The sequence below is a fragment of the Lewinella sp. JB7 genome (genome assembly GCF_024297185.1).
Lineage (GTDB): Bacteria > Bacteroidota > Bacteroidia > Chitinophagales > Saprospiraceae > Neolewinella.
The window spans coordinates 387,654-401,567 of record NZ_JANCTD010000002.1 but is presented as its reverse complement, the minus strand read 5'-3'; the positions used below and the strand labels follow the sequence as shown (position 1 = coordinate 401,567).

The 13,914-nt window shown below is 59.4% G+C and carries 13 protein-coding genes; 1 reads left to right on the top strand and 12 read right to left on the bottom strand.

The genetic code is table 11. The annotated features are described in order from the left end of the window. The first annotated feature begins 77 nt into the window (after nucleotides 1–77). Nucleotides 78–1,271 carry a hypothetical protein gene (locus NMA52_RS05190; RefSeq protein ID WP_254826586.1) on the top strand — a complete coding sequence of 398 codons (1,194 nt, stop codon included), beginning with the start codon at nucleotides 78–80 and terminating at the stop codon, nucleotides 1,269–1,271. A gap of 81 nt (nucleotides 1,272–1,352) precedes the next feature. Here the strand turns inward: NMA52_RS05190 and NMA52_RS05185 are convergent, their stop codons facing one another. The 12 genes from NMA52_RS05185 to NMA52_RS05130 all read right to left on the bottom strand — a co-directional run bounded on the left by NMA52_RS05185 (nucleotide 1,353) and on the right by NMA52_RS05130 (nucleotide 13,857). Next, nucleotides 1,353–3,383, bottom strand: a complete 2,031-nt coding sequence (locus NMA52_RS05185) for a S9 family peptidase (protein ID WP_254826585.1) — start codon at nucleotides 3,381–3,383, stop codon at nucleotides 1,353–1,355. 138 nt (nucleotides 3,384–3,521) lie between these two features. After that, nucleotides 3,522–4,382, bottom strand: coding sequence for a homogentisate phytyltransferase (locus NMA52_RS05180; RefSeq protein WP_254826584.1), 861 nt, complete (start codon nucleotides 4,380–4,382; stop codon nucleotides 3,522–3,524). Between the two features lie 14 nt (nucleotides 4,383–4,396). Beyond that, the gene (locus tag NMA52_RS05175) at nucleotides 4,397–4,783 is read right to left on the bottom strand and encodes a Rid family detoxifying hydrolase (protein WP_254826583.1); all 387 of its coding nucleotides are present in this window, start codon (nucleotides 4,781–4,783) and stop codon (nucleotides 4,397–4,399) included. A gap of 104 nt (nucleotides 4,784–4,887) precedes the next feature. Beyond that, complete coding sequence (rpmF, locus tag NMA52_RS05170) at nucleotides 4,888–5,115, bottom strand: 50S ribosomal protein L32 (protein WP_254826582.1); 228 nt, start codon at nucleotides 5,113–5,115, stop codon at nucleotides 4,888–4,890. 21 nt (nucleotides 5,116–5,136) lie between these two features. Then, nucleotides 5,137–5,697 (bottom strand): DUF177 domain-containing protein, encoded by a 561-nt coding sequence (locus tag NMA52_RS05165; protein ID WP_254826581.1) that lies wholly within the window; start codon nucleotides 5,695–5,697, stop codon nucleotides 5,137–5,139. Between the two features lie 107 nt (nucleotides 5,698–5,804). Beyond that, on the bottom strand, nucleotides 5,805–7,124 hold the full coding sequence (locus tag NMA52_RS05160) for a hypothetical protein (RefSeq protein WP_254826580.1): 1,320 nt from the start codon (nucleotides 7,122–7,124) through the stop codon (nucleotides 5,805–5,807). A gap of 16 nt (nucleotides 7,125–7,140) precedes the next feature. Next, nucleotides 7,141–9,498: a gliding motility-associated C-terminal domain-containing protein gene (locus NMA52_RS05155; protein ID WP_254826579.1), complete on the bottom strand. Its 2,358-nt coding sequence runs from the start codon at nucleotides 9,496–9,498 to the stop codon at nucleotides 7,141–7,143. An 88-nt stretch (nucleotides 9,499–9,586) separates the two neighbouring features. Continuing rightward, nucleotides 9,587–9,985: a cytochrome c gene (locus NMA52_RS05150; RefSeq protein WP_254826578.1), complete on the bottom strand. Its 399-nt coding sequence runs from the start codon at nucleotides 9,983–9,985 to the stop codon at nucleotides 9,587–9,589. A 61-nt stretch (nucleotides 9,986–10,046) separates the two neighbouring features. Continuing rightward, complete coding sequence (dnaA, locus tag NMA52_RS05145) at nucleotides 10,047–11,450, bottom strand: chromosomal replication initiator protein DnaA (protein WP_254826577.1); 1,404 nt, start codon at nucleotides 11,448–11,450, stop codon at nucleotides 10,047–10,049. 336 nt (nucleotides 11,451–11,786) lie between these two features. Further along, entirely contained in the window at nucleotides 11,787–12,695 is a 909-nt protein-coding gene (locus NMA52_RS05140) for a metallophosphoesterase (protein WP_254826576.1), read from the bottom strand. Further along, nucleotides 12,695–13,462, bottom strand: a complete 768-nt coding sequence (locus NMA52_RS05135; RefSeq protein WP_254826575.1) for a 5'-nucleotidase C-terminal domain-containing protein — start codon at nucleotides 13,460–13,462, stop codon at nucleotides 12,695–12,697. Before NMA52_RS05135 ends, NMA52_RS05140 begins: the two co-directional genes overlap by 1 nt. Then, nucleotides 13,459–13,857 carry a DUF423 domain-containing protein gene (locus tag NMA52_RS05130; RefSeq protein WP_254826574.1) on the bottom strand — a complete coding sequence of 133 codons (399 nt, stop codon included), beginning with the start codon at nucleotides 13,855–13,857 and terminating at the stop codon, nucleotides 13,459–13,461. Before NMA52_RS05130 ends, NMA52_RS05135 begins: the two co-directional genes overlap by 4 nt. Nucleotides 13,858–13,914: the final 57 nt, after the last annotated feature.

Sequence of the window (13,914 nt, the reverse complement as noted above, 5' to 3'; positions counted from 1 at the left end):
ATCTTAATTCTCTTTAACCGTTCCGTATCGCGGTGGGCGCGGCCGTGGGCCTAGTTTTGTCGGAAACGATCACCGACATGTTACGCTCCGCTATCCATCCATTGCTCCTGCTACTGGGCCTGGTTGTCCTGGCTACGCCGGCGTGTACCTCCGTACAGTCCCTCGTGGAGGCCGGTGATTACGAGCGGGCTATTGCCGTGGCCCAACGTCGGGTGACCGGCAAGCAGCGAAAAAACCCGAAGTACGTCGCCGCCCTCGAGGCGGCCGTTAACCGGGCCAACGAACGCGACGTTCAGCGGGCCGAATACCTCAAGCGGGGTAGCGACCCGGACTGGGTACGCATCCACGCGATCTACGACGATCTCAAGCGCCGTCAGGATGCGCTGCGCCCCTTGCTTCCCCTCGTGGACCGCGACGGCCGGAAGGCCAACTTCCGCTTCGTACGCGTCGAGGGTCCCCTGGTCGAAGCCGGTACTCAGGCCGCGGAGCAATTGTACCAGATCGCCCGCCGGGAACTGGAGGCCGGGCGTCGGGGCGATAAAGCGGCCGCCCGCAACGCCTTCGCGAATTTCGAACGTATGGAGCGCTACGACCGCGACTTCCACGACAGCGACCGCCTCCGCCGGGAGGCCGAGGAACTGGGTCGGGTATACGTGACCGTAGACGTCGTAAACCGCAGCGGTGCTTACCTGCCGGCCGGCTTCGAAGACGAGCTGCTGCGGATCAGCACCGAGGAAATGGACGACCGCTGGCGGGTCTTTGACGTACGGCCACGCCCGGACCGCGCCTACGACTACCGGGCACGTATCGTGATCGACGATATCGCGGTTAGCCCGGACCGCGTTTCCGAACGCAGTTACCGGGAGGAAAAGAGCATCGTGGACGGAGAGGAATACGTCCTGGACGAACGGGGAAACGTAGCTAAGGATAGCCTAGGCAACGATATTACCCGCCCGCGAACCGTCATCGTCCGCGCGGATATCCTGGAAGTGCTCCAGCGGAAAACCGCCGTCGTCAGCGGTAGTATGGAACTCTACGACCTGCGCCGGCAACGGGTGGTGGACCAGGAAGAGCTTACCGCGGAAGCCAACTTCGAACACTACGCCAGCACCTACCGCGGCGACCCCCGGGCGCTCAGCGCGGATAGTCGCCGCCGCATCGGCAGTCAGCCCCGTCAGTTTCCGTCCGACGAGCAACTCATTCTCGATGCGGTGGCGGTACTGAAGCCCCGCCTGCAACACCGACTGGCGGAAAGTCACCGACTGATATAATCCCGCTTACCATTTCGTCATTTCCCGTATTTGAAGTACTCCCGCGCCGGCTGATCCGGCGTCGGGAGCTTTTTTACGGGACTATACTAGGCCGGCCTGATCGAGCACCCAGGCGTAGTCGCGGGCCACTTCCCGAATGCGCTCGAAACGTCCGGAAGCGCCGCCGTGCCCGGCCTCCATGTTGGTGTGGAACAGGATGTCGTTATCGTCGGTCTTCATCTCCCGTAGCTTGGCCACCCACTTGGCGGGTTCCCAGTACTGGACCTGGCTGTCGTGGAATCCGGTAGTCACCAGCATCTTCGGGTAATTTTTGGCCGCGACCTGGTCCACGGGGCTGTAGCTCTTGATGTAGTGGTAGTATTCCTCCTCGTTGGGGTTGCCCCACTCATCGTATTCCCCGGTGGTCAGCGGAATGGAATCGTCGAGCATGGTGGTCACCACGTCCACGAAGGGGACCTGAGATACGATGCCGGCGAAGAGGTCCGGACGCAGGTTGGCCACCGCGCCCATCAGCAGGCCTCCGGCGCTTCCCCCCATGGCGTACAGGCGGTCGGCTCGGGTGTAGTCGTGTTTGATCAGCCACTCCGCGGCGTCGATGAAGTCGTGGAAGGTGTTCTTCTTATTCAGCAGCTTCCCCTCCTCGTACCAGTGGCGGCCCATCTCCTCGCCCCCCCGGATGTGGGCGATGACGAAAATCATTCCCCGGTCCAGTAAACTCAGTCGGGTAATGCTGAAGCTCGGATCCATGCTGTGCCCGTAGCTGCCGTAGGCGTACAGTAGGAGGGGCGCGCTGCCGTCGCGGGGCGTACCCTTCCGGTACACGATGCTCAGGGGAACTCGGGTGCCGTCCCGCGATTCGGAGAACGCCCGCTCGCTGACGTAGTGCGCCGGGTCGAAGTCACCCAGTACCGGCTGCTGTTTGAGCAGGGTGCGCTCGTGCGTCCGCATGTTAAAATCGTAGGTGCTGGGAGGAGTCGTCATGCTCTGGTAGCCGTACCGGAGTACCTCCGACTCGATGTCCGGATTCGTGCTGGTGTAGGCCATGTAGGCCGCGTCCCGGAACTCCAGATAATATTCTTCCCCCTCGAAGGGGCGTACGCGCAACTGCGTCAGGCCGTTCTTGCGTTCGCTCAGCACCAGATACTTCCGGAACAGCTCGACCCCCTCCAGCAGTACATCCGGCCGGTTCGGGATCACCGTCTCCCAGTGCTCCTTGGTGGTGGCATCCTCGGGGGTGACCATGAGTTGGAAATTTTTAGCCCGGTAATTCGTCAGGACGTAGAAGCGGTCGTCGATGTGCTCGATGCCGTACTCCAGGTTCCGTTCCCGTTGCTGGAACAAACGGGGCGTGCCGAGTGGATCGCTGGCTTCCAGCAGGCGGTATTCGGTGCTGACCGTCTGTGCCGAACCGATGATGATGTACTTACGGGACTTGCTGCGGTATACGTAGGCGCGGAATGTTTCATCTTTTTCCTCGTACACCACCACGTCGTCCTGGGGGGCGGTGCCCAGTTGGTGGCGCATGATCTTGTAGGGGCGGAGCGCTTCGTCCTTGACCGAATAGAACAGGTACTGACCGTCGGCGCTCCACACGCTGCCCCCGGTGGTGTTGGGGATCTGGTCCGGCAGGTGCTGCCCCGTCAGCATGTCCTTAATGTGAATGGTATAGATGCGGCGGCTCAGGGTATCCTCTCCGTAGCTTACGTAGCGGTTGTCGTCACTGACGCTCATACCGCCTATGTCGTAGAAATCGTAGGGTTCCGCCATTTCGTTGACGTTGAACATCAGTTCCTCATTCTCACCGTCGACCGGCTTGCGAAAGTAGCGGGGGTACTGATCGCCTAATTCGTAGCTGGTGCGGTAGATATAGCCCCGGTTGGTGTAGGGAACGCTGCTGTCGTCCTCCTTGATCCGGCCCTTGATCTCCTGGAACAGTTGTTCGCGAAAGTCCTTCAGGTGAGCCATCTTGGCTTCGAAGTAGGCGTTTTCGGCTTCCAGGTGAGCGATCACTTCGGGGTCTTCCCGCTGGTTCATCCAGTAGTAGTCGTCGTAGCGGGTATCGCCGTGGAGGGTGAGCTCGTGGCGAACTTTTTTCGGGGTAGGTGGGGTCATTTGTTTGGTTTTGGCGGGTACGCGGGTGCAAGGTAAACGGAAAGGAGCAAGCTGCTTGTCGGGGGGGTGCTGCCGGAGGCAGCATTTTCCTTTCGCTACCGGAGGCGGCTTTGTACTGTCGCCGGAGGTAGCAGTGGACTAGCCGAAGACGGCGAAGACGGCGTATTCCGCGAAGAAGAGCAGCCAGACGTTCTGGTAGAATCGAGCGATGGACGCTTGCGCATCGAGGTCCAACCGCCGGCCGATGAGTTCAAAGGCGACGAGGATGGCCAGCTGACCGATCCAGATGCCCGTATACCCTTCCCGGAAGGCGAAGAACGCCACCCCGACCAGCGTTGCGCGCAGGAGTGAGGCACCGATACGATACACCCACTTTTGGTCTTTGACCAACGAAAGGGTGCGGATGCCGTAGGCCGCGTCCCCCTCCGTATCCGGTAGGTCCTTGAACCAGGCAATGACGACGCCGAAGGTAAAGACCGCCGCCGTCAGTAACCAGACCGTCGTTGGAATCACCGGATTCTCCCCCAACCACCACCGGAAGTGGAGGTAGAGCAATAGGTTGACGATCAGCCCCCGCACGACGATGATGCAAAAGGCTGCCCAGAAGTGGAAACGCTTCAGTCGGATCGGCGGGACGCTGTAGGCGGTGCCGATGAGCAAACTGGCGATCACCGTAGCCGGCAGGAAGGGCGGGTAGACGAAACACGTGACCAGGGAGAGCACGAGGCACAAACCGACGATGGCGTAACCCGTCGTGACGGTGTAGGCGCCACTCGCTAGCGGCAGATAAGGCTTATTGATGCGGTCGATCTCAACATCGGTCAACTGATTCAGTCCGGTGATGTAAACGTTCGCGCACAGACAGCTGAACAGGGTAAGGCCAAACATGCCCCAGTCCGATGTACGTAAGTGCCGACAGGCCATCAGGTAGAGCGCCAGCAGGGAAATGGTGGTGCCTACGATGGTGTGGGCCCGGGCGAAGCGCAGAAAGGTGACCATGGGGCGGACTTAGGCTATTCAACCAGCGCGATGCAGCTGATTTCGACGTTAACGTATTTCGGCAAGTTGGCCACTTGTACCAGGGCGCGGGCCGGCGCGGTTGCTTCGTCGAAGTAGGTAGCGTAGACCGTATTGATGCGGCCGAAGTTTTCCATATCGCTCACGAACACCTCACACTTCAGAATCTGGTCCATGCTGCTCCCGCCGGCTTCTACGATGGCCCGGAGGTTGTCCATGACGCGGCGCGTTTCGGTCTCGATGTCGGAAGTCAGCAAGTCACCGGTGGCGGGGTCGAGTGCGATCTGTCCGCTTACGTACAGGATGCCGTGGGCGAGGGTGGCTTGGTTATAGGCTCCGACGGGGGCCGGAGCCTGGTCGGTCTGGATGATCTTTTTGGGCATGTAAGATTTTTGCCGCAAGATAGACGACCGGCGCCAAACGGAAATAGCCCGCCGGCGGGGCCGGCGGGCTAAGGTAGTAGTTGACTAAGCCTCGGGACGAGGGTCTAAGCCTCGTCGTCGGTGTCTTCGATCGTGTCTTCCACGATTTCGGGCGCCTGTACCAGCAGGTTACCGTTGTAGTACAGGTTGCCGTCAGCGTCTTTGTAAGCCCGGTGCGGCTGGTGCAGCTCTCCGGTGGTCTGACAGGTCGTCAGCGCAGGAGCGGAGGCCTTGTAGTGAGTACGACGCTTGCGTTTGCGTTGTTTGGAAACCCGGGACTTAGGATGTGCCATGGCGTATGTCTAATTTTAGCTTTAATTATTATTCAGGTCCTTGAGTACGTCCCAGGGACTGGGTTTTTCTTCGTCGCCGGTCGGAGCCGTCGGTGCGTCGTCGGGAGTTTCGTACGACGCCTCGATGCGGGCCAGCAGATCCTCGTCACAGGGGTAGGGGGGCTCACCTTCCCGGCAGTCGTAGGTACGAATCATCGGGACGGCTAACACCACCATTTCGTACACGAAAGGCGCGAGGTTAAAATCGTTGGTATCCGGATGCAGGTAGACGATCTCGCCTTCGTCGCGTTGATCCTCCGCCTCGGCCGTGAACTTCACGATCAGTTGCCGGCGATCGGCGATCGGTAGATCGATGGGCGCCAGACAGCGGTCGCAGTCCGTAGCGATCGTCCCCGAAAAATCAAAGTCGACGACCATTTCCCGCGACTGCTTGTCGACGATCAGGTGAAGGTCGACGGCGGCACGCTGGATGGGAGACTCGGGGAACGAGGCGAAAAACGCGTCGTTGACTTCCAGGTCATACTCGTAAAACCCCTTTCCGAGCCCCTTCAGGGGTAAGATAAAAGCAGCGGGAGTAGACATAGGAGTATCGTTTTGAACCGGAATGACACCCATTGGTGCCCAGGGGACGTTTCAAAGTGGGCGCAAAGGTAAGGCTACGTCCTGAATAAAACAAAAGGTTGGGGCCATTAATAGTGGTAAAACGGAACGTACGCAACCCGCGGGTCTCCGGTTTCTTCGTGAGGGTACTGCGTGACGATGCGGAGCAGATTTTTTCCCGGGCGCAGGGGCGGGTCCGGGATAAAGGCGCGCATCCCGTATTGATCCCCCGCCTCGTTCTTCAGGTACTGTCGTTCGAGCTGAAATTCCCTACAGGGACGACCGTTCAGTTCGATTTCAATGTACTCCTTGCCGCAGGCCACGAGCCACTCCCGCCGCAGCCCCCGGCGATCTTCCCGCGGCAGGTCTTCGTCGACTTCCGGCAGGCTACAGTTGCCTTCGAGATAGAACATCTCCCGTTCCGGCAGGGGGATCCAGACGGCCATCCCCCGTTCCGATATGGGTAGGGTACGATCGAGCAGGGGGCGGACGTAGATGCCCTCGTAGGTTTCATCCCCCACAGAAGCTGACGGCAGCAGCAAACTGTCGGCGGCAAGCCGGTGGTACACGGGATCCACGAAGTACAGCGTGTTGGGGTTATTCACCGAAGCTGCCATTCCCAGACCCGAAATCGCCAGTATTCCCAGTACGAAGTAACCCAGAAAGTCCTTCCGGTCGGCGTAGTACGACGTTACGAGGTTACTGGCCGTAACGATATAGCGGCGGGCCAGGGGATAAGTAAAACGGGAAACAAACAGGGATATGGGCCACTGCCAGCGACGCACGAAGGCGGTATCCCGAAATTTCTTGGTATGGCTGATCATCGTAATGACCGAAATGATCAGGAGCGGCAACAGGAGAGCACCGATCAGGTACAATACCTGCCGGGGCGCGAATCCATACTCGATCAACCAACTGTGTAGCACAATGAAAATCAATCCGATGAAGCCGAAGTTCAGAAAAACGCCGGCCGTGGCGAAGGCTACACCGAAGATGCCGCTTCCGAAGCGGTCCAGCCGACTGATGAGCCCGTCTACGTCGCCGTACTCCGCCTTCATGTTTTCCTGGTAGTGAAGACTGAAGCGCTCATTCGTTTTGAATCCACCCGGGAAAACGGAGTTCAGGCCGGCCAGTCCGATCCATAGGGCCCGTACGACGAAGTGAAGTATGAAGGTCACGATCAATCCACTAGCCAGGAGGCGCCAGTAGATCGCGGCGACGTATCCTATGAAAAGGGTGTCGCGATCGTAGTTGAGGAGAAAGTACTGTTCGGCGTGTTCGATCAGGCCGGGCAATTGCAGACTACCGAGTATCGCGGCACCGGAAATGATGAGCTCGGGTTGCCAACTCTCCCGCTCCAGTCTCCGGAGCCACTTCGGTTTTCTGTCTTCTACTCCGCCTTCGGGCATCAAGCAAACATTTAGGTTAGCGTACCAGGCTTACCTGGCCGTCTTTCTGCAGTTCAACGCCGTCCTGCCGAAACTTAGCGAGGTAAAGGTAAACGTCCGCGGTTTGGGGAGTACCGTCCTTGGTACCGTCCCAGCCTTCGAGCGGATCGTCACTCGTAAATACCTTTTGCCCCCAGCGATTATAGACGATCATGGTGTAATCCGTAATCTGTCCGTTGAAGAACAGACGGAAAAGATCGTTCCGTCCGTCGTTGTCCGGCGTAAAAAAGTCGGGCGCTTCCACCCGGGATTGTTCGACGGGAAGTACGATCGTTGCCTGAAAGGTACAACTGCCCTGATCGCTCGTCAGGGTGACGGTGTAGCTCAGGGGTTGCGGCTGACCGGAGCTTCGCGGTACCGAGACGAAGATCTCTTCCCCGGTAGCGGTGGCCGGGGTGTAATTGCCCGACCATTCGTAGGTGAAGTTGAGGCCGGCCGGCACGTTGGTCACGCGCAGGATCACGTCATTCCCCGCGAAGAGTCCGGCGCCGGAGGTCACGGTCGTGCCGTCGACAAGGGTGGCGGTGATGACGGGTATTACGGTCTGTCCCAGCACTTCTACCTCTACGGCATCCGTTGCGGTGGAACAACCGCGGGCGTCGGTGAAGGTCACGGTATAGGTGCCCGTTTGGGGATCCTGAACACTGATCTCCTGACCGGAGCGACTCGTACCGTTGGGGAGCAGCCATACGTAAGTGCCCGTAATCCCCGCCGGGGTCGGCGCCGCGGATAGCGTCAGATTTTCTCCGGCGCAAACCGTAGACGGTGCCGTAGCTTCTACGCTGTAGTTGTTGGCGACGATCAGGGTGATCGTCTGAGACGCCGTACCGCAATCTCCGGTGGATGTAATGGTATAGGTGGTGGTTTCGGTAGGGGTTACGCTAGCGGTGGGGTCGTTAAGGTCGACGCCCCCGCCGGTAATGCGGTAAGTGTAACCCGCCACGGTGTTACCGACAATGAGTTGGCGCGATTCTCCCGGACAAAGCGTGATCTCCTCAGTCAGTGTCGGTTCGATCACGGGCTGTACCCGGACGGTATAGGTCAGGTCACTGCTGCACTGAGAGTCCCCCGTTTGAACCTTGATCGCGTATTCGGTGGTCGTATTGACCGTAGCTACCGGATCGAGGCATTCCGTACAACTCAGGGTACCGCCCGGATCGGTCCAGGTCAGCGATCCCGAACCGGAAGTGAAGGTAGCGGTGATCTGGACCGGTTCGCCGGCACACACGATCGGATCGGCAGGCTCGAAGGTGATCACCGGTGGCGTGATGACGTTGATTGCGACTTCGGCGGTGTCGCGGCAGCCTCCATTGACGGTGATTCGGCGCAGGACGGTCGTATCCTGGGCGGTAAAGACGGCGTTGTACAGGTCGCGCGGACTCTGAAGCCCCAGAGACCCCGCCCAGTCGTGCGTAATGAGGGGAAAGTCGCCGGCGTCGTACACGGGCGAGCGCACGATAATCGTATCCCCCTGGCAATAAGGATCTTTCTCCGGGTCCACGGTCAGGCTCAGATCTTCCGGCAGACTGTCCAGGCGAATCGCCACGGAGTCGATGAGTTGACAGCCGTTGATCGTAGCTTCTACGAAGTAGGTGATATCGGCCACGGGGCGGACGGTATAGGTGTTGCCGGTGGGCGGGCTGAGATTGAAGCGACTCGGCGACCAGGTGATCGTCCGCTCCATACTGGGGGTGTCGATGACGGTCAGTACGATGCTGTCCAGTCCGCGGCACGCGAACACGGTGTCTTGCGGAATGTCGAGAAAACCCGGCGTAACGTTGATGGTCACCGATTGCCGGTTCTCACAACTGCCGTTATCGGAGAGGGAGATGAGGGTGTAGGTGGACCGGCGGTCGGGGCGAACGGTAAAGTTGGGGTCGCGGGATTGGGATAGGGTGTCCTGACCCCGGAGGAGGATATAGCGGGAGTCGCCGACATCATCGACCGCTTGAGTAAGTAGGTCGGTAGGTGTGCCCTGGCATACCGTGGTGGGGCCGATGAGGGAGGGGACTACCAGCCGGTCTACGTCTATGTAAATGCTGTCGCTCACGGAGCAGCCACTCAGGTCACTTGCCGTTACGCGGTAGTACCCGCTGAATGCAGGCTGCACCCGGGGGCTCGCATCGGTGACGGGGTCCAGAAAGCCTTCCGCCGGCGCCCAGCGAAACGTGGGATTCGACAGGGTATTGGTCTGCCGAAGTTCGACGATGTCACCCTCGCAGATCTGGAGCGTGTCGGCGTTGGAGATTGATACGCTGCCGCAGGGACCGCCCTGTCCCCAAGTAAAGGAAGAAAGCAAAGCGAATAAAAAAGCGAGGAGTAGACGTTCATTCATAACGCGGCGCCAGTGGTTTGTCGGCTGCCAAAGTACGAATTTTAGTAACGTGGTTTGGGCTACTATCCCCGTGTCGGTCCGCCACCGGCTATTCCGTGGATAACCAGCTTCTTACCTCACTGACCGTGACCAGATCGTACTGGTTGCCCCAGGCCGTATTGATGTAGTTGACGATGTTGACGATCTGGAAATCAGTAAGGTCGACGTTCGCCGGCATCGGGTGGTCGTAGGTCACTCCGTTGACCAGCATGGGGCCCGCCATACCGTGACGTATTCCCCGCACGACGTCAGCGGGCCGCTCCCGCAGATAATCGGATCCGGCCAGGGGGGGAATGAGTTGCCGGAGCCCCTGGCCCTCATCCAGGTGGCAGTTGCTGCAGTGGGTGGCGTAGAGTGCTTTTCCCTGTAGGTGCTCGGTTTGTCCGCAAGCGAAACCGAGGAGCAGAATGACGCAAGCCGTCAGGGACAGGAGAGCGAATCGACGCATGGTAGTTTCTCACACTAACCGGCGGTACGGGACATGGTTGCGGCGCGGACGACGGGGTTGACTAGAGAGGCCCCGGGCCGTCTCCCTGCCCCGCGCGAATACGTCGTTCGAGATCCGCCAGGTCCTTTTTGATCTCGTCGTTGGTTTCCATCAGGTCGCGGACGGTTTTGATGGAGTAGAGCACGGTACTGTGGTCCCGGCCCCCAAAGAGCCGACCGATGGCTTTCAGGCTTTGGTCGGTGAACTGTTTGACCAGGAACATGCTGATTTGCCGGGCCATCACCACGTGGCGCCGACGGGTAGAACTGGAGAGTTTGTCGACTTCCAGGTCATAGTATTCCGCGACCGTGCGCTGAATGACCTCCGGGGTCACTTCCTTATTGATTTCCGTGACGAAGTTCTTGAGTACCTGTTTGGCCAGGTCCAGATCGATCTCCTTGCCGTTGTTGACGCCGCTGTGCAGCACGAGGTTATTAAGCACCCCCTCGAGTTGCCGGATGTTATTCTGGATGTGGTAGCAGATGAACTCCATGACCGGCGGTGCGATACTGACCTCGTTCGCGCTTGCTTTAGAGGCCAGAATCGCCATGCGCGTCTCCAGGGCGGGAGCGCTCAGATCGGCCGTCAGGCCCCACTGGAAACGGGAGCGGAGCCGTTCCTCGATGTCTAGTTCAATGATGGGCCGATCGCAGGTCATTACGATGGCCTTGTTGTTGTGGCGCAGCACGTTGAACAGATTGAAAAAGACGTCCTGCGTTTTTTTGCGTTTGATGAGTTGCTGAATATCGTCGACCAGGAGGACATCCACGTTCTGGTACCAGTTGACCAGGTCGTTGGTGCTGTTATTACCGATACTGGTCACCAACTGATTTGTAAACTCGTCGGTCGTCACGTACAGAACCGATTTCTGCGGGAACTTAGCCGTAATGTGATTGCCCACCGCCTTGAGGAGGTGGGTCTTGCCGAGGCCCACCGGACCGTGAATGACCAGGGGGTTAAAGGCCGTGTTCGACGGGTTATCGGCCACGGCCTTCGCCGCGTTACGGGCCAGGCTGTTGCAATCCCCTTCGATGAAGTTGGAAAAGGTGTACTTGCCGTCCAGGTTGCTGTCGATGCGGGGACGCGTCATGCCCGGGATGACAAACGGATTACTGGGCGTAGGCGCCCGCTGCCCCCGATCGTTGCCCGCTGGCGAAGGGAAGCTCGTAGGCTCCTGCTTGGTGGGTTTGATGCGGTACTGCAGACGGCCCGCGGTGCCGAGGGCGTGGTTCAGCGCGCGCTTCAGAACGTCGATGTAGTGCTCCTCCAGAAATTCGTAGAACAGCCGGTGGGGGACCTGAATGGTCAGCTCGTTAGTATTGAGGGCAACCGGTCGGATGGGGGCAAACCACGTCTGATAACTCTGCGGATCAACGCTTTGGCGTATGATGAGCAGGCATTTTTCCCAGACGGTGGCGTGATCCATTTGTATTCCCAGTTGCACAGTAAAAGTCGTTCCCGACGGCAGGCACTACGGCCGCAGGTGGTGAAGAAAAACGTGTATATATCAGTAAGTTACCGACGGAAACAAGGTGCCGGAAGCCAGACCGGTGAGTGCTCGGGGCATTCAGCAAAGGGACGATTTAACCCTAATCTTGAGTCCTAAAGGGGTGCCCGTAGCCATCCGGGCGGGTAGCAAATATGAGGCTTCGCCGTCCACTATGGCAAACGATCGACCGACTTTTATCACAAAATCTTGTTTGGCGTGGATTCTCCGCCGGAACGGCAATTTTGACATAAGCAGCCTGCGTGACCGGGCCGTCTATACCCGCAAATTGTTACAAGCGACGCAGCTGCGCGCGCCGCCGCCCGGAAACGCGATGTCTAGCCGTCCCAGCCGCAGACCGGCGAAACCCACCTGGTTGATGATCACGGGCACACCCTCCGCATTGTCTACCGTAACGGGCTCGTCCAGGAAGGTGTGGGTATGGCCACCGAGGATGAGGTCGATGTCTTTGGAGGCCCGCGCCAGGACCACGTCGCTCACTTTATCGTCGCGGTACCGGTAACCCAGATGGCTCAGGCAGACCACCAGATCGCACTTTTCCCGCTCCCGCAGTCGGCGGGCCGTTTCGTTGCCCCTTTCAATGGGATCCGCGTAGTCCGTATTCCCGTACAGCTTTTCCGGTACCAGTCCGGCCAACTCGATACCCAGGCCGAAAACGCCTACCCGGATGCCCCCGCGATCAAAAATGCTATACGGCTCCACCCGGTCGCGTAGGGGAGTGGCGGAGACATCGTAGTTAGCGCTGACCATCGCGAAGTTCGCGTGCCGGAGCTGCATCGCCAGGTTTTCGATGCCCCCGTCAAAATCGTGATTTCCGATGGTGGCGGCATCGTAGCCCATCTGGCTCATCAACTTGATCTCCGGTTCGCCGAGAAAGAAATTGAAGTAGGGGGTTCCCTGGAAAATGTCGCCGCTATCGAATAACAAGACGTTGGTTTCCGCCCGTCGGATCTGCCGGATGAGGGCCGCCCGCCGCAGCACGCCTCCGCGGTTCGCGTTGCGACCCCCATCGTCGGGAAAGGGGTCGATCTGGCTGTGCCAGTCGTTGGTGTGCAGTATGGTCAGCCGCCGACCCCGCGTTCCGGGCAAGGCGTTGGCGAGGGCGGGTAGTAGCAACAGTCCACCACCGACGGCTGCCTGGCGAAGAAAAATGCGTCTGTTCACTAATCGGAAATTTTGGTGCGGCTACCGTCGGGTACGACCGCTATCGGTCCGGCACTCCTGGCCGCGTATTCAATGAGTAGGTCTCGAATCAGCCGGCCGCTCCCGATTTGCGGTTTACCGACCAGCATGGCGGCATCGCTGCCTCCGTTGGCGACATAATCGGGCATGGCCACGTAATAGACTTCGTTATCCGCTACCGGCTGTCCGTCCACCCATAGGTTGATTTCACTGCCGCGGCGTTCCGCCCGCAGCCTATCGCTGACCGGCCATCCCCCGTCGTTGAGGGTATGCTTCATGAATTCGCGGAGCTCGGTGCCCGTGAGGGCGACCAACACCAGTTCGTTATCGAAGGGCATCAGGGCGTACAGTTCGGAGACCAGGAGGGGGCCCGTCCCGATTTCCGTCACCCGGAGTCCCCCCTGGTTTTGTACGGCGAAGGCCACCGTATGGTCGGGAAACAGCTCCTCCGCCGCCCGGGCGATCAGGTCCGCGGTCCAGTTGCCCAGACTACTTTCCGGCTGGCCCTTCAGCAGGGGAAGTCTCACCTCGGCCAGTACGCGATTCATGAGCGTGTCAAGCTGACTGGCGTAGGGCCGGATCGTTGCCTGCATGCTACGGATAAGCGTGGTAGACGTGTCCACACCGACGGAATCGGTTATCGAATACAGTTCGGGGGCCACCTCCGGAGAGCCGAGCTTGCGATGACAGCCGACAGCAACCACGACGACAACCAGCATCGGAAGCAATGCACGAAAAAAGGGAGTCATACGGTAGTACGTTTGAAGGAGAAAAAGAGAGCCGCCCAACCGCCGATGAGTAAAAGACCGCCAACCGGGGTGATCGGTCCCAGAATGCCCACGGGTAAGTGGTGAAGCTCCCGTAAGCTGAGTAAGTAGAGCGATCCGGAAAAAAGCAGCATGCCGGTGACCCAGAGGTACACGGCCAGTCGCAGACGACCGGCATCGACTCCCGTGCGTCCGCTCAGGGCGGCCGCGCACGCCAGCGCGAAGGTGTGATAAAATTGGTAGCGTACTCCGGTTTCGAAAATGGCCAGTTGCGCCGGGTCCACGAGGTCCCGCAGGCCGTGAGCGGCGAAGGCTCCGAGGGCTACGCTGAGTGCCCCGCTCAGGGCGGCGATTCGTCCGATGCTTCGTATTTGCATGCCGCAAAGCTATCGATCCGGCGATGGTCAGTGAGACTATTTGGGCAATCTGACCGG

Bases quoted from the DNA above. Each gene is read 5' to 3' on its own strand.
- NMA52_RS05185 (WP_254826585.1), bottom strand. From the start codon at position 3,383: ATGACCCCACCTACCCCGAAAAAAGTTCGCCACGAGCTCACCCTCCAC.
- NMA52_RS05150 (WP_254826578.1), bottom strand. From the start codon at position 9,985: ATGCGTCGATTCGCTCTCCTGTCCCTGACGGCTTGCGTCATTCTGCTC.
- NMA52_RS05165 (WP_254826581.1), bottom strand. From the start codon at position 5,697: ATGTCTACTCCCGCTGCTTTTATCTTACCCCTGAAGGGGCTCGGAAAG.
- rpmF (WP_254826582.1), bottom strand. From the start codon at position 5,115: ATGGCACATCCTAAGTCCCGGGTTTCCAAACAACGCAAACGCAAGCGT.
- NMA52_RS05175 (WP_254826583.1), bottom strand. From the start codon at position 4,783: ATGCCCAAAAAGATCATCCAGACCGACCAGGCTCCGGCCCCCGTCGGA.
- dnaA (WP_254826577.1), bottom strand. From the start codon at position 11,450: ATGGATCACGCCACCGTCTGGGAAAAATGCCTGCTCATCATACGCCAA.
- NMA52_RS05155 (WP_254826579.1), bottom strand. From the start codon at position 9,498: ATGAATGAACGTCTACTCCTCGCTTTTTTATTCGCTTTGCTTTCTTCC.
- NMA52_RS05190 (WP_254826586.1), top strand. From the start codon at position 78: ATGTTACGCTCCGCTATCCATCCATTGCTCCTGCTACTGGGCCTGGTT.
- NMA52_RS05135 (WP_254826575.1), bottom strand. From the start codon at position 13,462: ATGACTCCCTTTTTTCGTGCATTGCTTCCGATGCTGGTTGTCGTCGTG.
- NMA52_RS05130 (WP_254826574.1), bottom strand. From the start codon at position 13,857: ATGCAAATACGAAGCATCGGACGAATCGCCGCCCTGAGCGGGGCACTC.
- NMA52_RS05180 (WP_254826584.1), bottom strand. From the start codon at position 4,382: ATGGTCACCTTTCTGCGCTTCGCCCGGGCCCACACCATCGTAGGCACC.
- NMA52_RS05160 (WP_254826580.1), bottom strand. From the start codon at position 7,124: ATGCCCGAAGGCGGAGTAGAAGACAGAAAACCGAAGTGGCTCCGGAGA.